Source organism: Streptomyces zhihengii (genome assembly GCF_016919245.1).
GTDB lineage: Bacteria > Actinomycetota > Actinomycetes > Streptomycetales > Streptomycetaceae > Streptomyces > Streptomyces zhihengii.
This window is the reverse complement of sequence record NZ_JAFEJA010000001.1, coordinates 727,234-748,230: the sequence shown is the minus strand read 5'-3', so window position 1 is coordinate 748,230 and position 20,997 is coordinate 727,234. Positions and strand designations below refer to the sequence as shown.

Here is a 20,997-nt window from a genome sequence, read left to right as displayed (position 1 = left end):
AAAGAAGTGAAGCACTGTTCAGACCTTGCGCCAAGGGGCCCGCCGCGGCTTCCGGTCCGTCGGGCCGACACGGGCTGATCACTCTTTCGAGGGACACACCAATCCAAGGCCGCCCGAGCGCCGAATAAGGGTTGTGACGATCGAGAGAGCAGCCACCGCCCGCCGCGGCCGCCCGGCTCCGGGCCGTGTCCCGGCCCCGGGCGCGATACGCGCCGGCGCGCGGGCCGCCCGCCCGGTGGGCGGGAGACCTCCGGCGGTCGTCACCGCGTAGCCCCCGAACCGACCCTCCGTGCGAGGCCCTCCGCCTCCCGCACCCCCATCAAGTCACTCTGTGTGACGAAGTGAACACCCCAGGAGATATCGATGAACGCGTTCCGTTTCCGCCGTGCCGCTGTCGCCGTTGCCGCCGCCGCTGTCCTGCCGCTCGCCCTGACGGCCTGCGGGAGCGACGGCAGCTCCTCCGACTCGGCTTCCGACACGGCGAGTTCGGCCCCGGCCGAGGACAAGGCCAGCCCGTCCATGGACGCCTCGGCCGCCACGGACGCTCCCTTCGGCCCGGCGTGCGCCTCGGTGCCGAAGGACGGTGCGGGCTCGTTCGACGGCATGGCCAAGGACCCCGTCGCCACCGCCGCCTCCAACAATCCGGCGCTGTCGACCCTGGTCACCGCCGTCAAGAAGGCCGGTCTCGTCGACACCCTCAACAACGCGCAGAACATCACCGTGTTCGCGCCGACCAACGACGCCTTCGCCAAGATCCCGAAGGCCGACCTCGACAAGGTCCTCGCCGACAAGGAGATGCTGACCAACATCCTCACGTACCACGTGGTCGGCGAGAAGCTCACGCCGCAGCAGCTGGAGAACGGCACCTACCCGACCCTCCAGAAGTCCACCCTGACGACCAAGGGCTCCGGCGAGAACTACACCGTCAACGACACCTCCAAGGTCGTCTGCGGCAACGTCCCCACCGCCAACGCCACCGTCTACATCGTCGACACCGTCCTGATGCCCAAGTCCTGACCTCTCGGCAGGCCGCCCGTGACGGGCGGCGGAACCGGTGCGGCCCCGCCTTCCCCCGAGGCGGGGCCGCGCCCTTTCCGTCCCGGGGCGGCGGTGCTCCCGGCACCGTGTTCCGGCTGCGTCCCGGCCGGCGCATCCGGGGTGCCGTGCGGGGCAGAAGGGGAGGGCAGGGAGCGGGGGTGTGCCGGGCACGGGCTTTCGCACGATAAAGTGTCTCGACGATTGACATTCTTAGTGAGTGACACACTCCGCGATGCTTGGGGATCCCATGAGGAACACACCGCGCTGGGCCCGGTGGCTGGTACCGCTCGTCCTGCTGGTCGTCTGGCTGGGCGTCGGCGGCACGCTCGGACCGTACGCGGGCAAGCTGGGCGAGGTGGCCACCAACGACCAGGCCGCGTTCCTGCCGCAGGACGCCGAATCCACCCAGGTGCTCACCGCACGCGAGGCGTTCGACCAGGGCGAGACCGTGCCCGCGATCGTCGTCTGGACGGCGGACGGCGGCAAGGTCACCGAGGCGCAGCAGGCCGAGGCGACCCGTGCGATCGCCGGACTCGCCGACCGCCCCGGCGTCGTCGGACAGCCCTCGCCCGCCTTCGTCTCCGAGGACGGCGAGGCCCTGCAGGCGGTCGTCCAGCTCCAGCCCGACCTCGGGGAGGAACTGCCCACCGTCCTCGGCGAGGTGAGCGAGGCGGCGGGCGCCGTCACGGGCACCGAGGCGCAGCTCGCCGGACCCGCGGCGAGCCAGGCCGACCTCTCCGACGCCTTCGCCGGCATCGACGGCCTGCTCCTCGGCGTGGCCCTCGCGGCCGTGCTGCTCATCCTGCTCCTGGTCTACCGCAGCGTGCTGCTGCCGTTCGTCATCATCCTCGGCGCCGTCTTCGCGCTCGGCCTCGCCTGCGCCGTGGTGTACGCGCTCGCCGACCGGGACGTCGTCCGGGTCGACGGGCAGGTGCAGGGCATCCTCTCCATCCTCGTGATCGGCGCCGCCACCGACTACGCGCTGCTGCTCGCCGCCCGCTTCCGCGAGGAACTCGCGGTCCGCGGCGACCGGGCCGCGGCCGCCATGGCGGCGGTGCGCCGCTCCTTCGGCGCGATCACCGCCAGCGCCGCGACCGTCGCCCTCGGCCTGCTCGCCCTCCTCGCGAGCGACCTCACCAACAACCGGGCCCTCGGCCCCGTCGGCGCCATCGGCATCGTCTGCGCCGTGCTGTCCACCCTGACCTTCCTGCCCGCCGTGCTGGCCCTGCTCGGCCGGGCCGCGTACTGGCCCGCCAAGCCGAAGCCCTCGGACGCCACCGCCGAGGGGCACGGCGTGTGGCGCCGGGTCGCCGCGGTCGTCGACCGCGCGCCGCGCAAGGTGTGGGTGTCCACCGCGCTCGTCCTGACCGCCTTCGCCGCCTTCTCCCCGGCGCTCTCCTCCAAGGGCGTGCCCCTGGACGAGATCTTCGTCAACGACGCCCCCTCGGTGGCCGCGCAGGAGACCCTCGGCAAGCACTTCCCCGGCGGCTCGGGCAACCCCGCCGTGATCATCGCCTCCGCCGACCGGGCCGAGCAGGTCACCGCCGCGGCCGAGGGCACCGACGGTGTCGCGTCGGCCGCCGCGGTCTCCGCCGCCGGGCGCCCCGGCACCGGCGACCCGCTGGTCGTTGACGGCCGGGTGCGCATCGACGCCACGCTGGAGGCGGCGGCCGACAGCGACGCGGCCAAGGACACCGTGGAGCGGCTGCGCGAGCAGGTGCACGCCGTACCGGACGCGGGCGCGATCGTCGGCGGCTACACGGCCCAGCAGTACGACACCCAGCAGACCGCGGCACGCGACCGGACGATCATCGTGCCCGTCGTGCTCGCGATCATCCTGCTGATCCTCGTGATGCTGCTGCGCTCCCTGCTGGTACCGGTGCTGCTCGTGGCCACGGTCGCCCTCAACTTCCTCGCCACGCTGGGGGTGTCGGCCCTGGTCTTCGAGCATCTGCTCGGCTTCAGCGGCACGGACGCCTCCGTCCCGCTCTACGGATTCGTCTTCCTGGTGGCCCTCGGCGTCGACTACAACATCTTCCTGATGTCCCGGGTCCGCGAGGAGACCCTCACCCACGGCACCCGGCTGGGTGTGCTGCGCGGGCTGACCACCACCGGCGGGGTCATCACCTCCGCGGGCGTCGTCCTCGCCGCCACCTTCGCCGCACTGATGGTGATCCCGCTGGCCTTCCTGGTGCAGATCGCGTTCATCGTCGCCTTCGGCGTCCTGCTCGACACCCTCGTCGTCCGGTCGCTGCTGGTGCCGGCGCTGGTCGTCGACATCGGCCCGAAGGCGTGGTGGCCGAGCAGGCTGGCCCGCGAGTCCCACCGCGAGGAGGCGGAGAAGGCTCCCGCCGCGGTGTAGCCGCCGGGGGCGGGCGGGGCGGGCCCGCCGGGGGCGCTGCCGGACGCCGCTTCGGGTCCGCGCCCGCCGGGCACGGTGCACGTCGAGAGGTGGCGGAGACGGTCCCCGTCGCGGTGCAGCCGCCGGGAGCGGCGGTGAGCTCGCCGTCGCGGTGCAGCCGCCGGGGGCGCTGCCGGACGCCGCTTCGGGTCCGCGCCCGCCGGGCATGGTGCACGTCGAGAGGTGGCGGAGACGGTCCCCGTCGCGGTGCCGCCGCCGGGAGCGGCGGTGAGCCCGCCGTCGCGGTGCCGCCGCCGGGGGCGCTGCCGGACGCCGCTTTGGCCCGTGCCTGCGGAGCGCGTCCGCGGTGCACACCGCGGACACGCTCCGCGCGGGTCCGCGCCCGGTGGTCCGCGGTGTCACCGCGGACCACCGGGCGCGCGCGGGCGCACCCCCACCGCCCCCGCGCCGCGCACCCCCGCGCCGCGCACCCCGGCGCGCCGCGCCGGGCGCCGTGGGCGCCCGCGCCTACGGTGGGCGCGGTGGGCCGGTCCCGGTGGCGGGGAGCGACTCCCCGCCACCGGGCCGGCCCGCGTCCCGGCCGCCCACCACGGAGGAGACCCTCGCGTGCACTGGCTCTTCGGCGACCAGCTCGGGCCGCACTTCCTCACCCCCGGCGAGGACGGCCCCTCCCGCTCCGAACCGCTGCTGATGATCGAGTCCCGCGCGGTCTTCCGGCGCCGCCGGTTCCACCGCGCCAAGGCCCATCTGGTGCTCTCCGCGATGCGCCACCGGGCCGCGGAACTCGGCGACCGGGTCACCTATGTCCGCGCCGGCACCTACCGCGAGGGGCTGGCCGAGGCGGCCGGCTCCCGGCCGGTCACCGTGCACCACCCGACCTCCCGCGCCGCGCTCGGCCTGGTCCGGTCCCTGCCGCAGGTGACCGTGGGACCTGCCCGCGGATTCCTGGTGCCGCAGGAGGACTTCGCGGCCTGGGCCGACCGGCGCGACGGCGCCCGGCTGCGGCAGGAGGACTTCTACCGCTGGGTCCGGCGCGGCCACGACCTCCTCATGGACGCCGACCGCCCGGCCGGGGGCACCTGGAACCTCGACCACGACAACCGGCAGCCGCCGCCGCGCACCCCCACCCTCGACGTCCCCCGCCCGTACCGGCCGCGCGAGGACGAGATCGACGACGAGGTCCGCCACGACCTCGACCGCTGGGAGCGCGACGGCGACGTGTCCTTCGTCGGGCGCGACGGGCCCCGCCTCTTCCCCGCCTCCCGCGCCGAGGCCCGCGCCGCGCTGGGGCGCTTCGTGGAGCGGCGGCTGTCCTCCTTCGGCCCGTACGAGGACGCCGTGCTGGCCGCCGACCCCGTGATGAGCCACAGCCTGCTGTCGTCGTCCCTCAACCTCGGCCTGCTGGACCCGGCCGAGTGCGTGGCCCGCGCCGAGGAGGCCTGGCGCGCCGGAGACGCCCCGCTGAACAGCGTCGAGGGGTTCGTCCGGCAGATCGCCGGCTGGCGCGAGTACGCGTGGCAGCTCTACTGGTACTTCGGCGAGGACTACCGGCACTCCAACGTGCTGCGCCACACCGAACCGCTGCCCGACTGGTGGAACGAGCTGGCCGCGGACGACGTGCGCGCCCGCTGTCTGCACACGGTGCTCGCGCAGGTCCGCGACACCGGGTGGACCCACCACATCCCCCGGCTGATGATCCTCGGGAGCTGGGCCCTCCAGCGAGGCTGGGACCCGGCGCAGGTCACCGACTGGTTCCACCGCTGCTTCGTGGACGGCTACGACTGGGTCATGCTGCCCAACGTCGTCGGCATGTCCCAGTACGCCGACGGCGGCCGGATGACGACGAAGCCCTACACCTCCGGGGGCGCCTACGTGAACCGGATGAGCGACCTGTGCGGCCCCTGCCGCTATCGCCCCGGCGACCGGACCGGCGAGCACGCCTGCCCGTACACCGCGGGCTACTGGACCTTCCTCGACCGCCACCGGACGCGCCTCTCGCACAACCACCGCACCGGCGCGGTGGTGCGCGGACTGGACCGCATCGCCGACCTCGCCGAGGTACGCCGGCAGGAGCACGCCCGGGGCGACACACCGCCCTGAACACAACGATCCGAGCACACCGCCCCGAGCACAACGCCCGCGTGCGGCACACCGCCCCCGGCGCACCCCCGGCGCACCCCCGCGGCACACCGCCCCGACCACACCGCCCGGGGCCGCGCCGCATCCGGGACGGCCCCCGGCGGCGAAGAGCCGGTGAGACCCCGCACCGGGCGGAGGTACCCCCGAAGGACTGATCACCATGACCTCTCGGACCCCTCTCGCCGTGGCCGCCGCCGCCGGAGTCTGCGCCATCGGACTCGGCACCGCGGCCCCGGCCGTCGCGGCCCCCCAGGCGCAGCAGGACAAGGCCATGGTGTCGCTGTTCCACGGAGTGCCGGGGCTGGACGTGGACGTCTACGCCAACGGCGACGAGCTGCTCGGCGACTTCAAGCCGGGCACCGTGACCGAACCGCAGGAACTCGACGCCGGCACCTACGACATCCAGGTGTTCAAGGCGGGCAGCGACCCGAACGGCACTCCCGCGATCGAGAGGAAGATAGAGGTGCCCGCCGGCGGCAACGCGACCGTCGCCGCCCATCTGTCGGCCGACGGCACACCGGAGCTGACCGCCTACACCAACGACACCTCCGCCACCGACTCCGGCAAGGCGCGGCTGACGGTCCGTCATGTCGCCGCCGCCCCGGCCGTGGACGTACGCGCCGGCGGGACGCCGATCGTCAGCGATCTCGTGAACCCGAAGGAGGCCACCACCGAGGTCGACGCGGGCACCGTCTCCGCCGATGTGGTGCTCGCCGGCACCGACACCGTCGCGATCGGCCCCGCCGACCTGGACCTGAAGTCCGGTACCGGCACGGTCGTCTACGCCTGGGGCAGTGCCGACGACAACAACCTGAAGCTCGCGACGCAGTCCGTCGCGCTGGCGAAGGCCAGCCCCAACGCCGACAGCGCCGGCATCGCCGCCGGTCCCTGGTACGCCTGGGCCGGCGCGGGACTGATCGCCGCGGCCGGGGCCCTCGCGGTCCGCGGCGGCATGAAGTGGGACGGCTGACCGTCCTCCCGAAGCCCGGTGTCGCGGGCGTCCGGCTCCGGCGTCTCCCGCGCCCGCGACACCGGCACCACGACCGGCCCGGCGCCATCGGCGGCGCCGGGCCGGTGCGCGTCCCGGCGAATTCATCTGGTCCAACCAGTTGACCAGTGGCGCTCCGGGGCCCACTCTGATCGCCATGACAGGACAGCCCATCCGGCGCGAGGCGGTCTCCGACCAGGTCTACGCCGCCCTGCGCGACCGGATCCTCGGCGGCGACCTCGCCGCCGGCGACGCGCTCACCCCCGAACGCGAACTCGCCACCGAGTTCGGCGTCAACCGGCACGCCGTCCGCGAGGCGGTCAAACGCCTCCAGCAGGCACGGCTGGTGGAGGTGAGCCACGGCGGCCGGACCGCGGTCCTCGACTGGCGGCTCACCGCCGGACTGGACCTCGCCGTCGGCATCGTCGGCGCCGACGCCGGACTCACCGTCGACGGACTCACCCGCGACGCGATGGAGATGCGGGCCTGCATCGGCGCCGACGCCGCGCGGCTGTGCGCCGAGCGCCGCTCCGCGCGGACCGCCGCGGCGATCGTGGAGGCCGCCGGCTGCTACGCGCAGGCCGGCCCGGACCTCGCCGCGCTCGGCGCCGCCGACGTCGCCTGGTGGCGGCTGATCGTGGAGGGCTCGGGGAACCTCGCGTACCTGCTGAGCTTCAACACCCTGGTGAACGGCGCGCTCCCGGTCGCCGACGTCCCCATGGACCTGCGCACCGCCGAACTCCTCGACGTGGACGCCCATGTGCGGCTCGCGGCGCACATCGCGGGCCGCGAGCCCGAGGCCGCGGAGCGACTGGCCCGGACGCTGCTCAGCCGCAGTGTGCCCGCCGCCGCGGACAGGGCGGTGCGCTGAGATGATCCCCGCCATCGTGTACGCGATACCCGCGTTCGTGCTGCTCGTCGTCGTCGAGGCGCTCTCGTACCGCTTCCTCCCGGACGACGAGGAGCAGGGCTACGAGCTGCGCGACACCGTCACCAGCATGTCCATGGGCGCCGGCAGCCAGGTCGTGGGCCTGCCCTGGAAGGTGTTCGCCGTGCTGGCGTACGCCGGTGTCTACACCCTCTCGCCGTGGCAGCTCTCCCCGTCGTCGGTGTGGACCTGGGTGCTGCTGTTCTTCGCCGACGACCTGGCGTACTACGTCTTCCACCGGGCGCACCACCGGGTGCGCGTGCTGTGGGCGAGCCATGTGGTGCACCACTCCAGCGTCCGCTTCAACCTCTCCACCGCCCTGCGGCAGAGCTGGACGCCGATGACCACCCTGCCGTTCTGGCTGCCGCTGGCGCTGCTCGGGATCCCGCCGTGGATGATCCTGCTCCAGCAGTCCTTCAGTCTGGTCTACCAGTTCTTCCTGCACACCGAGCGGGTCGGCACCCTCTGGCGGCCCGTCGAGTGGATCTTCAACACGCCTTCGCACCACCGGGTCCACCACGGCTCCAACAACCGCTACCTGGACAAGAACTACGGCGGCATCCTGATCGTCTGGGACCGGCTCGGCGGCACCTTCGAGCCGGAGGGGGAGCGGGTCGTCTACGGCCTGACGAAGAACATCGCGACGTACAACCCCCTGCGGGTCGCCTTCCACGAGTACGCGGCCGTCTGGCGTGACGTCCGCGCCGCCCGGACGTGGCGGGACCGGGCCGGACATCTCGTCGGCCCGCCCGGCTGGACCCCGAAGGCCGGGGCCCGGTGAGCGCCCGCGCGACGACGCCGCGCGTCGGAGGACCGGCCGGAGTGCCGCCGCTGCTCGGGGTGTTCGCCCTGCTGGCGACTGTGAACGTGGTGGCGGTGGGCACCGGTGCGCTGCCGCTGGAGTGGGCGACCAAGCCGCTGCTGGCCCCGGTGCTGGCGGCGTACCTGTGGCGGACGACCGGCACCCGGCACGCCCGCGTCCTCGCCGGCCTCGGCTTCGCCACGGCCGGTGACGTGACCCTGCTGGTGCCGGGGGCGGTGGCGTTCGCGGTGGGCATCGGCTTCTTCCTCGGGGCGCAGCTCTGCTGGACGTCGGCCTTCGTCCGGGCGGGTGCCGTGGCCCATCTGCGCGCGCACCGCCCGCTGTGCGCCCTCTGGCTCGGTGTGTGGGCCGCCGCCAACGCGGTGCTCGCCCCGCTCCTCGGTCCGCCGATGGCGGTGGCGATCGGGGTGTACAGCCTGGCCCTGGTGGTGATGGCGCTGACGGCCCATGCCCTGGGCCGCCGGGCCGCCTGGGGCGGCGCGGTGTTCGTCGTCTCCGACGCGCTGATCGGCGCGGGCGCCGCGGGAGCGGACTTCCCCGGCCGCCCGGTCCTGGTGATGGCCACCTACACGGCGGCCCTCGCCCTCCTGACCACCGCCTTCGCCCGGTCCCGGCCCCGCCCGCCGAGCGCGCCCACCCCGGCGCTCGGCGACGAAGCCGTCGGCGCCGCGGGCGCCTGACCCTCCGCGGCGGCCCCGGGTACCGGCCCCGGGCCGTCGCGAGCCCGCCCGGTGAGAGTCTCGCCCGGCCCGGGCGCGGTGGCCCGTGCCCGGCAGGTCCGCCGGGCACGAGCCCGCGGGTCCCGGGTGCGCCCTGCCCCGCAGCGGCGGCGAGACCGGCTGTGGCCGGGGCCCGGCGGCCCCGGCCCGAAAGCCGTCGCCGGGCGCCCCGGGCGCGCGCGTCCGTGCCCCGCCCCGCCCGGGGGGTGTCAGGAGACGCGGTCCGGCGCGCCCCCGGTGCTCTCGCGGATCACCAGGCGGTGCGCCACGATCCGGTCGCGCGGGACCGCGCCCGACGGCGCGGCGGCCGTCCCGGCGCGGGACGTCTCGCCGATCCGGTGCTGGAGCATGTCCAGCGCCACCGTCGCCACCGCCCGCTTGTCGGGGGCCACCGTGCTCAGCGTCGGCACGCTGAAGCGGCCCGCCTCCACGTCGTCGAAGCCGATGACGGCGACGTCCTCGGGCACCCGCGCACCGTGCTCGTGCAGTGCGCGCAACGCCCCCAGCGCGAGCTGGTCGTTGAGGCAGAGCAGCGCGTCGGGGCGCAGGCCCCCGCCGAGCGCCCGGCCCACCGCGGCCGCCCCGTCGGCCATGTGGAACGCCCCGACCGGCAGCAGCCAGGACGGGTCGAGCGCGATCCCCGCGGCGGCCAGCGCGGACCGGATCCCCCGGGTACGGGCCTGGGCGGTGCCCACACCGGGACCGTCCTGCCCGCCCACCGTGAGGATCCGGCGGCGGCCGAGCCCGAGCAGGTGCTCCGCCGCCTCGCGGGCCGCCCGTTCGTTGTCGATCGCCACATGGTCCGCGCCGTCCGTGAGCAGCTCGCCCAGCAGCACGGTCGGCGGCATCCCGGTGTGCGCGCGCAGGTCCTCGGGCGCCAGCGCGAGCGGGCTGAGGATGACCCCGTCCACGAAGTCCGAACCGAAGCCGGCCAGCGCCGCCCGCTCCCGTTCGCGGTCGGCCCCGGACTGGTGGATCAGCACCGTCAGCGAGCGCCGTTCGGCCTCCTCGACGACATGCCCGGCGAGCTCCGCGAAGTACGGCACCTCCAGCTCCGGCACGACCAGGGCGATGATCCCCGTGCGGCCGCTGCGCAGATGGCGCCCGGCGAGGTTGACCCGGTAGCCGAGGTCGTCGATCGCCTCGCGCACGGTGCGGCGCGTCCGGTCCGAGACGTGGACGTAGTCGTTGAGGACGTTGGACACCGTCTTCTCCGACACCCCGGCGTGCCGGGCGACGTCCTTGATCGTTGGGCGTGCCACCGGTTCCTCCCCTGCCCCTCGCGTGCGGCGAGTCTATGCCGTGAGCTGCGGCGGGCCGTGGGCAACGGCCCGCCGGGGCACGGCCGTCCGGCCCCCCGGCGGTGCCGGGGGGCCCGTGCCCGCCGCGCGGGGGACCGGGAGGACGGACGCCGTGCCGCACCTCTTTACAGCCAATGTACATCGATGTAAAAACAGGGTCACCGCACCGGCGGGACCGGTGCGGACCACTCCCGATGTGCACGGGACGGCCCCCGCCGCCCCGCCGGTGGACGCTGTCCGCCGGCATGTCGGCCCCGGCTGAGAAAGGTCCCCGATGGGTTCTGCGTCCTCCTTCCGCGGGTCACCCCGCCCCCGCGCCGCGGCCTGGGCGCCGGGTGTCAGCCGCCGGCGGCTGCTGCGCTGCGGCACGGCAGGGGCGGCCTCGGTGCTGGCGGCCGGCCCGCTGACCGGCTGCGCCTCACCGGCGCGGGCCGGCGAGCCCTCGTCCCTCAGCGTCTGGGACCTCTTCCAGGGCGGTGACGGGCTGCTGATGGACGAGATGATCGCGGCCGTCTCCCGGGGGCCGGACGGCTTCGACGTGGAGCGCACCATCCTGGACTGGGGCCCCTCCTACTACACCAAGCTGGCCATGTCGGCGGCGGGCGGCCGCGCGTCGGACGTCGCCGTGCTCCACCTGTCCCGGCTCGCCGGCTACGCCCCCGGCGGCCTGCTCGACCCCTTCGACCTCGATCTGCTCGCCGAGTTCGGCGTCACCGAACGCGACTTCGCGCCCGCCGTCTGGCAGCGCACCCGCCACCGGGGCACGGTCTACGCGATCCCGCTGGACGTCCACCCGTTCATCGTCTTCTACGACCGGGGCGCCGCGGACCGCGCCGGACTCCTCGACGCCGGCGGCGAACTGGCCCCGATGGGCTCTCCCGAGGCGTTCCTCGACGCGGGGCGGGCGCTCGCCGGGGCGACCGGCCACGCGGGCGTCCTCTTCGGGCACGTCACCGACACCGCCCAGAGCTGGCGGCAGTTCGCCGCCCTGTACGCGCAGACCGGCGCCGCCTTCACCCTGCCCGACGGCGGGCCGCCGCAGATCGACACCGACGCCGCCGTCGAGGTCGTGACCTTCATGCAGCGGCTGTTCGACGGCCGGACCAACCCGAACAACCTCGACTACAACGGCGCGATGGCCGCCTTCATGGACGGCCGCGGCGGCATGGTGATGCTGGGGGAGTGGGAACTGCCCACGCTCCGCGCCTCCGGCATCGACCTCGGCGCGGCCCCGTTCCCGCAGGTCTTCGGCCGTCCCGCCGTCTACACCGACTCGCACAGCTTCGTGCTGCCCCACCAGGACGACCCCGATCCGGCCCGCCGCCGCGAGGCGCACCGGTACGTGGCGCGGATCGTGAAGGAGAGCCTCACCTGGGCCGGGGCCGGCCACATTCCGGCCTACCGGCCGGTGCTGGACCGTCCCGAGTACCGCGCGCTCGCACCGCAGTCGTCGTACGCCGCCGCCGGCGAGGCGGCCGTGCTCGACCCGCCCAACTGGTTCGCCGGGGCCGGGTCGAACTTCCAGAACCGCATGTGCCAGCCGCTCCAGTCGGCGCTGCTGGGCAACACCTCCGCCGAGAAGGCGGTGAGGCAGATGATCCGGGAAGCGGACAGCCTGCTGCGCCGGCCGAACCCGGTCGCCTGACGACAGCCGAAGGAGCCGCCACCGTGACCACCACCGTGCCCGCCGGCGCAGCCGCCCCGGCGCCCCCCGAGCCCTCCCCGCCCGCGCCGCCCCGCCGGCGCCCCGCGCGGGGCGCCGGCAACGGCGGACTCTTCGTCCTGCCGTTCCTGACGCTGTTCGGGCTGTTCCTGGTGTGGCCCGTCGTCCAGGGCCTCTGGATGAGCCTGACCGACGCCTCGCTCACCCTGCGCGAGACCCGGTTCGTCGGATTCGCCAACTACGCCGAGGCGTTCGGGGACCCGGACGTCTGGAGCAGCCTCGGCAACACCTTCTTCTTCACCGCGATCTCGTCCGTGCCGCTCGTGCTGATCGCCCTCGCCATGGCCCTTCTGGTGCACAGCGGCCTCGCCGGCCAGTGGGTGTGGCGCCTGGCCTACTTCGCGCCGTACCTGCTGCCCGTCACCGTGGTGACACTGATCTGGACCTGGCTCTACCAGCCCGATCTGGGCTTCGGCAACCAACTGCTGGGCGCCCTCGGCATGGAGCCCGTCGGCTGGCTGTCGGACGAGTCCGTCGCCATGTGGTCCGTCGCCGCGCTCACCGTCTGGTGGACGGTCGGCTTCAACTTCCTGCTCTACCTGGCCGCCCTCCAGTCGCTGCCCGCCACCTACGACGAGGCCGCCGCCCTCGACGGCGCCGGCGCCTGGCGGCGGCTGTGGTCCGTCACCCTGCCCCAGCTCCGCCGGACCACCGCGCTGGTCGCGATGCTCCAGGTGCTCGCCTCGCTGAAGGTCTTCGACCAGATCTACATCCTCACCAAGGGCGGCCCGAACGGATCGACCCGGCCGATCCTGGAGTACGTCTACGACGTCGGGTTCACCGGCTACCGGCTCGGCTACGCCTCCGCGGTCTCCTACGTCTTCTTCGCGATCGTCATCGTCGTCTCCGTCGCGCAACTGCGCCTGTTCCGCCAGGAGGACTGACCGTGTCCGCCACCGCAACCGCCGTCCGCCCCCGGCGCCGCCCGCGGCACCGGGAGGCCGGATCCCCGCTGCTGCTCGGCCACGGACGGCTGCCCCGCCTCCTCACCGGCACCGCGCTGACCGTCCTCGCGGCCCTGTGGCTGCTGCCGTTCCTGTGGGCCGTCCTCACCTCGCTCCAGAGCGAGCAGGACGTCTCCTCGTCGGGGCTGTCCCCGGTCAAGGGGGCGCTCACGTTCGCCGCCTACCGTCAGATCCTGGAGCGGGGGAACGTGCCCGCCTGGGCGTTCAACAGCCTCCTCGTCGCCGGGCTCGTCACCCTGATCACGGTCGCCGTGTCCACGCTCGCCGCCTACGGCTTCTCGCGGGGCACCTTCCGCGGCAGGCGCGCGCTGCTCGCCGTCACCGTCGCCGCGATCATGGTGCCGCCGCAGCTCCTCGTCGTGCCGCTGTTCGACCAGATGCTGATGTTCGGCATGGTCGACACCTACGCGGCCATCATCCTGCCCCAGGTCGTGGCGCCCATGATGGTCTTCATCCTCAAGCGCTTCTTCGACGGCATCCCCCGCGAGCTGGAGGACGCGGCCCGGATCGACGGCGCCTCGGAGACCCGGGTCTTCCTCTCCGTCGTGCTGCCGCTCTCCCGGCCGATCGTGTCGGCCGTCGCGATCTTCGTCTTCATCGGGGCCTGGAACAACTTCCTGTGGCCCTTCGTCGTCACCAACGACCCCGGTCTGATGACGCTCCCGGTGGGACTGGCCACCGTCAAGGACGCCTACGGCATCCAGTACGCCCAGTCCATGGCGTCCGCGCTGCTGGCCGCGCTCCCGCTGATCGTCGTCTTCCTCGTCTTCCAGCGGCGCATCGTCGCCTCGGTCGCCACCACCGGCCTCGGCGGCAGCTGACCTGCGGGGCGTCCACCGCGCCACCGCGTCCCGACGCGCCCGGCGACCGCGCCGGCCGCGCCACCACCACCTGACTGGAGCTCTCGTGCACACCCCCTCCGTTCCCCGTCCGGAGTACCCGCGCCCGCAGTTCGTGCGCCGCGACTGGCTCAACCTGAACGGCGTCTGGCAGTTCGAGACCGACCAGGGGGACAGCGGACTCGACCGCGGACTGCTCGGGCGCGACCTGTCCGGGGAGATCCTCGTCCCCTTCGCCCCCGAGTCCGAGCTGTCGGGCGTCGGCGTCACCGACTTCCTCGAAGCCGTCTGGTACCGGCGCCGCTTCACCCCGCCCGCCGAGTGGGCCGGCCGCCGGGTGCTGCTCCACTTCGGCGCCGTCGACCACGACACGACGGTGTGGGTCGACGGCACCGAGGCCGTCCGCCACCGCGGCGGCTTCACCCCCTTCACGGCCGACCTCGGCGACGTCGCCGCGGCGGGCGGCGAGGTCGAGATCACCGTCCGCGCCCGCGACCCGCGCTCCGGACCCCAGGCCAGGGGCAAGCAGGCCGTCCGGTACGCCAACCACGACTGCAACTACACCCGCACCACGGGCATCTGGCAGACCGTCTGGGCCGAACCGGTGCCGGAGGTCCATCTGCGCCGCCCGCGCATCACCCCCGACCTGGCGGGCGGCGCCTTCCACCTCGAACTGCCGCTGTCCGGGAACCGTCCCGGCCACCGGGTGCGCGCCGTGCTGCGCGACGGCGCGGGAGAGGTCTGCCGCGCCGAGTCGCGCGCCGACCTCGACCTCGCCCCGCGCCTCCATCTCGCCCTGCCCGGCGACCGCCGCCGCGAATGGAGCCCGGAGGACCCCTTCCTCTACGACCTGCTGATCGAACTCGTCGCCGCCGACGGCACGGTGAGCGACTCCTACGAGAGCTACGCCGGGCTTCGGGCCGTCGGCATCCGCGGGAAGGCCGTCACCCTCAACGGACGGGCCCGCTTCCAGCGCCTGGTGCTCGACCAGGGCTGGTACGCCGACGGGCTGATGACCGCGCCCAGCGACGAGGCCCTGATCCGCGACATCGAACTGTCCATGGCAGCCGGCTTCAACGGGGCGCGGCTGCACCAGAAGGTCTTCGAGGAGCGCTTCCTCCACCACGCCGACCGCCTCGGCTACCTGGTCTGGGGCGAGTTCGGCGACTGGGGCTGCGAGACGGGCGGCTCGTCCGGTGACAACCAGCGCCCGGACGCCTCCTACGTCGCCCAGTGGCTGGAGGCCGTCGAACGCGACTACTCCCACCCCTCGGTCATCGGCTGGTGCCCGCTCAACGAGACCTACCAGAAGCTCCACGACCGGATCACCGTGCTCGACGACGTGACCCGGGCGATGTTCCTCGCCACCAAGGCCCTGGACACCACCCGGCCCGTCGTCGACGCCTCCGGCTACTCCCACCGCGTCCTGGAGACCGACGTCTGGGACGCGCACAGCTACGAGCAGGACCCGGCCGCCTTCCGGCAGCTCATGTCCGGCCTCGCGAAGGGCGAGCCGTTCGCCAACACCCACGAGAACGGCGCCGCCTACTCCCAGCCGTACCGCGGACAGCCTTACTTCGTCAGCGAGTTCGGCGGCATCTGGTGGGACCCGGAGGCCGCGGCCGGCCAGTCCGGCGCGGACCGCACGGCCTCCTGGGGCTACGGCGACCGGGTGCGCGACGAGGACGAGTTCCACGAGCGCTTCGCCGGGCTCGTCGGCGTCCTGCTCGACGACCCGGACATGTTCGGCTACTGCTACACCCAGCTCACCGACGTGTTCCAGGAACAGAACGGCGTGTACCGCTTCGACCGCGGCACCAAGCTCGACATCGCGCGGCTGCGCGAGGCCCAGTCCCGGCCCGCGGCCATCGAGCGTCCGCCGGCCGGCTGACCGCCGTCCCGTGTGCGGAACGCCCCCGCCGGGGGGCGTTCCGCACACGGCGGACACCGCCGGAGGACCGGCATCCTCTGCGCCGGCGACCACCGTCCCGACGCCGGCGCCGCTCAGAGCCGTTGCAGCACCCAGAGCTGCGGCTGAAGACCGTTGCAGGTCCACTGCCGCACGTCCGCGCCCGGCTCCCGCGAGCCCCCGGACACGTCCAGGCACTGCCCGCTCGCGGCGGACACCAGCCGGTACGCGTTCCGGCCGGCGTTCACCAGCCGCCAGTCCTGCGCGGGCGCACCGTTGCAGCCCCACTGCCGGACGTCGGCGCCCGGCACGGAGGAACCGTTCTCCAGATCCAGGCAGTGGCCGCTGTTGCGGCCGGTGAGGGTGAAGCGGCCCTCCCCGCGGGCCCGCAGGATCCACTCCTGCGGGCCGAGGCCGTTGCACGTCCACTGCTGGACCGCGCCGCCCGGCACCCGCGAGTCACCGGCGACGTCCAGGCAGTGGGCGCTGTTCGCGTTCAGCAGCCGGTAGCGGCCGCCGTCCACGACACCCGCCGCGTCCGCGGTGCCGGTGACCAGGCCGGTGCCGACATAGGGGCGGCACACGCCGCCGTCCCAGTCCGTGGCGATCTGGAGCACCTGACGGCCGTCGGCCGACGGCAGCAGCGGGGAGCTGTAGTTCTGGCAGTAGTTGGCCGTCGGGCCCGGCACCCGCACCGGCGCCTCGACCTCGTACCAGGGGCCCGTGCCGTTCTCGGTGTTGGCGAGCAGGGTGCGGCCGCTGTCCGCGGCCGGGGTGCCGTCGCGGTTGAGGAGCTGCTGCCCGACGAGCAGCAGCCTGCCGTTCGGGCCGCCGTCCGGCGCGGGCGCCCAGGCGAGGGTCGGCGCGGCCCGGAAGTACTTGCCGTCCACGGTCTGCGGCCGGTACCCGAGGAAGGCCGGGTCGCCCCAGTTCCAGCCGTCGGCCGAGGTCCGGTAGTGCACCACGCACTGGTACTGGCCGCCGGGATTGCAGATCTCGAAGCTCATCATGTACGTGCCGTTCGGCAGCCTGCGCACCACCGGCATGCCCGGCCGGTCCGCGGACCAGGTGCTCGCCACCGTGTCCCGGTGGTCCTGCCAGCGCACCCCGTCGTAGCTGCGCGCCGACGACAGCTTCTGGCTGTGCCCCGGATCGGTCTCGTCCGCGTAGGTGCACACCAGCGCCCCGTCCGCGGCGACGGAGAACTCCGGTTCCCACAGGCCGCCCGTGTTGCCCGCCGTGGCGCACGAGGAGAGGTAGGACCAGGACCGTCCCACGTCGTTGCTGCGCCAGACCCGCAGCGCCATCCGCCGGCCCGCCTCGTCCTGGCCGGCGGACGAGGCCCACAGCAGGGTGCCCGCCGGCAGGTTCCCCACCCGGGAGGGGAGTTCGAAGAGCGTGGCGCAGCACAGTCCCTGGCCGCCGGCCGACTCGGGATCGGCGACCGTGCCCACCTGCCGGAACGAGGCGCCGCCGTCGGTGCTCTCGTGGATCGCGCCCAGGCCGTTGCTGCCGCCGAAGGTGACCGTGCTCGCCAGCACCCGCCCGTTGGCCGCGCCGTTGTGCGCGAGCCGGACGGCGCGCGGGTACAGACCCGTGCCCTGGCCCAGCGGGGTGCCCGTGGCGGCGGCGGCCACCGGAGCCGGTGCGGCCCCGGGCACGGCGGCGGCGGGCGGCGGGGCCGCGAGACCGAGCACGGCCGCCGCGGCCATGGCCAGCACGGCGAGCACCGCGTGCCGCGCGGTGCGCCGGGCCGGGGCCGGCGGGCGTACCGGACCGGGTAAGGACGGGGCGGGGGTGCCGGCCGGAGCCGGGGGAGTCGCTGGGCGGCGCGCGGGCATGGGGGTTCCTCTCCGCAGTCACGGACGCGCTGAAGGACGACGGCCGCTGTCCCCGGGCAGGCGAAGGCCCACGGCGAGGTGTCCGGCCGTTCGGCGAGCATCAGAGTAGGGCGGGTTTACATCGATGTACACAGTCCCGTCACGGCCAACCGGCACAGCGGGTCGGCCCGCCCGGAGCGCCGCGCCCCCTGGCGGGACGGCTGCCCGCGTGGCCTGCCGGATCGCCCCGGGCGGCCGCCGGAGCGGCGAGCGCGCCGCCTTGTCCCGCGCCCCGTGCGCGCCGCCTTGCTCCGTGCGTGGCCGCGCCGCGCGTCCGCGCCCCATGCGCGTCCGCGCCGCGCGCGCCGGGACGGCCCCGGGGAGCGGGCCGCTCCGCGCGCCCCGGCGGCCCCAGTCGCGAGGCCCGGCGGCCGGACCTCGCCGGGCCCCCGCCCGGATGGCCGCCAAGTGGTGTCAAACGCGCCCCGATCGGGTGAGGTGAGCGCTGCGCCGCCGGTGCCCGGGGCGGTGGCGCGGCCACGATCGCTGGCGGCCGGGTGGACCGCCCCGAGGGCGGATTCCACAGCAACCCCGGAAGGGCCGCCATGCGCATTCTGCTCATCGCCAGCAGCTACAACAGCCTCACCCAGCGGGTCCGCGCCGAGCTGCGGGACCGCGGGCACACCGTCCCCGTGGAGATCACGCCCGACACCCCGGCCGTACGCGAGGCCGTCGGGCGCCACCGGCCCGACCTGGTCGTCGCCCCGCTGCTCAGAGCCGTCGTCCCGAAGGACGTGTGGACGGCCTACCACTGCCTGATCGTGCACCCCGGACCGGTCGGCGACCGCGGGCCGTCCTCGCTGGACTGGGCCGTCCAGGAGGGCGCCGGCGAGTGGGGCGTCACCGTCCTCCAGGCCGACGAGGAGATGGACGCGGGCGACGTCTGGGCCACCGCCGCGTTCCACCTCCCGGAGACGGGCAAGAGCGACCTCTACCGCAACGAGCTGGCCGACGCCGCCGTGGCCGCCGTGCACCTCGCCGTCGAGCGGGTCGCCGCCGGCGAGGCCCCCGTCCCGCAGACCGGCCCGGCCGGCACCCGGCCGCCCTGCCGGCAGGAGAACCGCCGGATCGTCTGGGAGGAGGACACCACCGAGCGGGTCGTGCGCACCCTGCGGGCCGCCGACTCCCAGCCCGGTGTGCGCGACCGGCTGCTCGGCGGCGAGTGGTTCCTCCACGGCGGCCACCCCGAGGACGTCCTGCGCGGCCGCCCCGGCGAGCTGCTGGCCACCCGCGCGGGCGCGGTCTGCCGGGCCACGGCGGACGGCGCGGTCTGGATCCCCGAGATCCGCGCCCGGACGGCCCCCGGCGAGGCCCGCGCCTGCAAGCTCCCCGCCGCCCTGGCGCTCGCCGGCCGGCTGCCGCTGCTCCCGGAGGTGCCCGCGCCGCCACCCGTCCCGGGCGTCCGGACCTGGTCCGACATCCGCTACCGGGAGCAGGGCCCGGTCGGGGTGCTGTCGTTCACGTTCCCCGGCGGCGCGATGAGCACCGCCCACTGCCGCCGGCTGCTGGACGCCTGGCGGACGGCCTGCACCCGGCCCACCTCGGTGCTGGTGCTCGGCGGGCAGCGCGACTTCTTCTCCAACGGCATCCATCTGAACGTCATCGAGGCCGCCGCCGACCCGGCCGCCGAGTCCTGGGCCAACATCAACGCGATGAACGACCTCGTCGAGGCGGTCGTCGGCACGACCGACCGGCTCGTCGTCAGCGCGATCGGCGGCAACGCGGCGGCCGGCGGCGTCATGCTGGCCCTCGCCGCCGACGAGGTCTGGTGCCGCTCCGGCTCCGTCCTCAACCCCCACTACCGGCGCATGGGCCTCTACGGCTCCGAGTACTGGACGTACACCCTGCCCCGCAAGGTGGGCGCCGACATGGCGGTACGGCTCACCGACGAGGCCCGGCCCGTCTCGGCCGCCGCAGCGCTGGGCATGGGACTGGCCGACCGGGTGGTCGACTGCGCCCCCGGCGCGTTCACCGCGGAGGTCACCCGATTGGCCGCACGGCTGGCCTCCCACCCGGCCGCCCGCACCAGGATCGCCGCGAAGAAGGCCGAGTACGAGCGCCGAGAGGCCCGGACCCCGCTGGCCTCCTACCGGGAGCAGGAGCTCTCCCGGATGCGGCGCACGTTCTGCGACCCCGAGGCGCCGTACCACGCGCTGCGCCGCGCGTTCGCGCGCAAGGAGGCCCCCCGGGCGGGGTCCCCGGACGGCCCAGGTGCGGGGGCGACCGCTCCGGCCGACTGTTAGCAAGAACGAAGGCCCGAACGACGGCCCCGCCGCACCCTCCCCAGGAGGCGACCCCATGAACGCAGCGACGCCGGCCCCTGTCGAGGAACAGGGCGCCGCCCCCGGCAGCGAAGAGAAGCCGATCCACATCCTCTGGATCAACGCGGGACTGAGCTGTGACGGCGACTCGGTCGCGCTGACCGCCGCCATGCAGCCCAGCATCGAGGAGATCGCCCTGGCCGGTCTGCCGGGGCTCCCCAGGATCGCGGTCCACTGGCCGCTGATCGACTTCGAGTGCGGGCCGGTGGGCGGCGCCGACACGTTCATCGAGTGGTTCTTCAAGGGCGAGCGCGGTGAGATCGACCCGTTCGTGCTGGTCGTCGAGGGCTCGATCCCCAACGAGGCGATCAAGCAGGAGGGGTACTGGTGCGGCTTCGGCGACAACCCGGAGACCGGCCAGCCCATCACCACCAGCGAGTGGATCGACCGGCTGGCGCCCAAGGCCCTCGCCGTCGTCGCGATCGGCACCTGCGCCACCTACGGCGGCATCCACGCCATGGCCGGGAACCCCACCGGCGCCATGGGCGTGCCGGACTACCTGGGCTGGGACTGGAAGTCCAAGGCCGGCATCCCGATCGTCTGCGTGCCCGGCTGCCCCATCCAGCCGGACAACTTCGCCGAGACGCTGACCTATCTGCTGTACCAGGCCGCCGGATCGGCGCCGATGATACCGCTGGACGACAAGCTCCGCCCCACCTGGCTGTTCGGGGCGACGGTCCACGAGGGCTGCGACCGGGCCGGCTACTACGAGCAGGGCCAGTTCGCCGAGACCTACGACTCGCCCAAGTGCCTGGTGAAGCTGGGCTGCTGGGGACCGGTCGTCAAGTGCAACGTCCCCAAGCGCGGCTGGATGAACGGCATCGGCGGCTGTCCCAACGTCGGCGGCATCTGCATCGCGTGCACCATGCCCGGCTTCCCGGACAAGTTCATGCCGTTCATGGACGAGCCCCCCGGCGGCAAGGTCTCCAGCACCGCGAGCGGTGTGTACGGCTCGGTCATCCGCAGGCTCCGCGACATCACCGCGCGGACCGTGGACAAGGAGCCGAAGTGGCGGCACACCGGCGAGAGCATCACCACCGGCTACCGGCCCCCCTGGTGACC

Annotated in this window: 15 protein-coding genes; 13 read left to right on the top strand and 2 right to left on the bottom strand. The window is 74.3% G+C overall.

The annotated features are described in order from the left end of the window. Positions 1–363: 363 nt before the first annotated feature. From JE024_RS03190 to JE024_RS03160, 7 genes are all read left to right on the top strand, one after another. Positions 364–1,017: a fasciclin domain-containing protein gene (locus tag JE024_RS03190; RefSeq protein ID WP_205372099.1), complete on the top strand. Its 654-nt coding sequence runs from the start codon at positions 364–366 to the stop codon at positions 1,015–1,017. Between the two features lie 268 nt (positions 1,018–1,285). Further along, positions 1,286–3,400, top strand: coding sequence for an MMPL family transporter (locus JE024_RS03185; RefSeq protein WP_205372098.1), 2,115 nt, complete (start codon positions 1,286–1,288; stop codon positions 3,398–3,400). 606 nt (positions 3,401–4,006) lie between these two features. Next, on the top strand, positions 4,007–5,500 hold the full coding sequence (locus JE024_RS03180) for a cryptochrome/photolyase family protein (protein WP_205372097.1): 1,494 nt from the start codon (positions 4,007–4,009) through the stop codon (positions 5,498–5,500). A 199-nt stretch (positions 5,501–5,699) separates the two neighbouring features. Beyond that, the gene (locus JE024_RS03175; protein ID WP_205372096.1) at positions 5,700–6,509 is read left to right on the top strand and encodes a DUF4397 domain-containing protein; all 810 of its coding nucleotides are present in this window, start codon (positions 5,700–5,702) and stop codon (positions 6,507–6,509) included. Positions 6,510–6,684: 175 nt separating this feature from the next. Beyond that, the gene (locus tag JE024_RS03170; protein ID WP_205372095.1) at positions 6,685–7,398 is read left to right on the top strand and encodes a FadR/GntR family transcriptional regulator; all 714 of its coding nucleotides are present in this window, start codon (positions 6,685–6,687) and stop codon (positions 7,396–7,398) included. Position 7,399: 1 nt separating this feature from the next. Next, positions 7,400–8,236 (top strand): sterol desaturase family protein, encoded by an 837-nt coding sequence (locus JE024_RS03165; RefSeq protein ID WP_205372094.1) that lies wholly within the window; start codon positions 7,400–7,402, stop codon positions 8,234–8,236. Continuing rightward, positions 8,233–8,958 carry a lysoplasmalogenase family protein gene (locus JE024_RS03160; RefSeq protein WP_205372093.1) on the top strand — a complete coding sequence of 242 codons (726 nt, stop codon included), beginning with the start codon at positions 8,233–8,235 and terminating at the stop codon, positions 8,956–8,958. Before JE024_RS03165 ends, JE024_RS03160 begins: the two co-directional genes overlap by 4 nt. 248 nt (positions 8,959–9,206) lie before the next feature. Here JE024_RS03160 and JE024_RS03155 read toward each other — a convergent pair whose 3' ends face one another. After that, a complete protein-coding gene (locus JE024_RS03155) occupies positions 9,207–10,259 on the bottom strand; it encodes a LacI family DNA-binding transcriptional regulator (RefSeq protein ID WP_205372092.1) in 1,053 nt (350 codons plus the stop codon). Positions 10,260–10,572: 313 nt separating this feature from the next. On the opposite strand from JE024_RS03155, the gene JE024_RS03150 reads away from it, so the two are divergent. The 4 genes from JE024_RS03150 to JE024_RS03135 all read left to right on the top strand — a co-directional run bounded on the left by JE024_RS03150 (position 10,573) and on the right by JE024_RS03135 (position 15,716). Continuing rightward, the gene (locus JE024_RS03150; RefSeq protein ID WP_205372091.1) at positions 10,573–11,943 is read left to right on the top strand and encodes an extracellular solute-binding protein; all 1,371 of its coding nucleotides are present in this window, start codon (positions 10,573–10,575) and stop codon (positions 11,941–11,943) included. 23 nt (positions 11,944–11,966) lie between these two features. Beyond that, complete coding sequence (locus JE024_RS03145) at positions 11,967–12,905, top strand: carbohydrate ABC transporter permease (RefSeq protein WP_205372090.1); 939 nt, start codon at positions 11,967–11,969, stop codon at positions 12,903–12,905. 2 nt (positions 12,906–12,907) lie between these two features. Further along, positions 12,908–13,807 carry a carbohydrate ABC transporter permease gene (locus tag JE024_RS03140; RefSeq protein ID WP_205372089.1) on the top strand — a complete coding sequence of 300 codons (900 nt, stop codon included), beginning with the start codon at positions 12,908–12,910 and terminating at the stop codon, positions 13,805–13,807. 85 nt (positions 13,808–13,892) lie between these two features. Further along, positions 13,893–15,716 carry a glycoside hydrolase family 2 protein gene (locus JE024_RS03135; RefSeq protein WP_205372088.1) on the top strand — a complete coding sequence of 608 codons (1,824 nt, stop codon included), beginning with the start codon at positions 13,893–13,895 and terminating at the stop codon, positions 15,714–15,716. 113 nt (positions 15,717–15,829) lie between these two features. Here JE024_RS03135 and JE024_RS03130 read toward each other — a convergent pair whose 3' ends face one another. Continuing rightward, a complete protein-coding gene (locus JE024_RS03130; RefSeq protein WP_372449762.1) occupies positions 15,830–17,575 on the bottom strand; it encodes an RICIN domain-containing protein in 1,746 nt (581 codons plus the stop codon). A 584-nt stretch (positions 17,576–18,159) separates the two neighbouring features. Here JE024_RS03130 and JE024_RS03125 point away from each other — a divergent pair. Both JE024_RS03125 and JE024_RS03120 read left to right on the top strand, forming a co-directional pair. Continuing rightward, positions 18,160–19,857: a hydrogenase maturation protein gene (locus tag JE024_RS03125; protein ID WP_205372087.1), complete on the top strand. Its 1,698-nt coding sequence runs from the start codon at positions 18,160–18,162 to the stop codon at positions 19,855–19,857. Positions 19,858–19,912: 55 nt separating this feature from the next. Then, positions 19,913–20,995 carry an NADH-quinone oxidoreductase subunit B family protein gene (locus JE024_RS03120; RefSeq protein ID WP_205372086.1) on the top strand — a complete coding sequence of 361 codons (1,083 nt, stop codon included), beginning with the start codon at positions 19,913–19,915 and terminating at the stop codon, positions 20,993–20,995. The last annotated feature ends 2 nt before the right edge of the window (positions 20,996–20,997 follow it).

Bases quoted from the DNA above. Each gene is read 5' to 3' on its own strand.
- JE024_RS03190 (WP_205372099.1), top strand. From the start codon at position 364: ATGAACGCGTTCCGTTTCCGCCGTGCCGCTGTCGCCGTTGCCGCCGCC.
- JE024_RS03185 (WP_205372098.1), top strand. From the start codon at position 1,286: ATGAGGAACACACCGCGCTGGGCCCGGTGGCTGGTACCGCTCGTCCTG.
- JE024_RS03175 (WP_205372096.1), top strand. From the start codon at position 5,700: ATGACCTCTCGGACCCCTCTCGCCGTGGCCGCCGCCGCCGGAGTCTGC.
- JE024_RS03170 (WP_205372095.1), top strand. From the start codon at position 6,685: ATGACAGGACAGCCCATCCGGCGCGAGGCGGTCTCCGACCAGGTCTAC.
- JE024_RS03165 (WP_205372094.1), top strand. From the start codon at position 7,400: ATGATCCCCGCCATCGTGTACGCGATACCCGCGTTCGTGCTGCTCGTC.
- JE024_RS03150 (WP_205372091.1), top strand. From the start codon at position 10,573: ATGGGTTCTGCGTCCTCCTTCCGCGGGTCACCCCGCCCCCGCGCCGCG.
- JE024_RS03130 (WP_372449762.1), bottom strand. From the start codon at position 17,575: ATGCCCGCGCGCCGCCCAGCGACTCCCCCGGCTCCGGCCGGCACCCCC.
- JE024_RS03125 (WP_205372087.1), top strand. From the start codon at position 18,160: ATGCGCATTCTGCTCATCGCCAGCAGCTACAACAGCCTCACCCAGCGG.
- JE024_RS03120 (WP_205372086.1), top strand. From the start codon at position 19,913: ATGAACGCAGCGACGCCGGCCCCTGTCGAGGAACAGGGCGCCGCCCCC.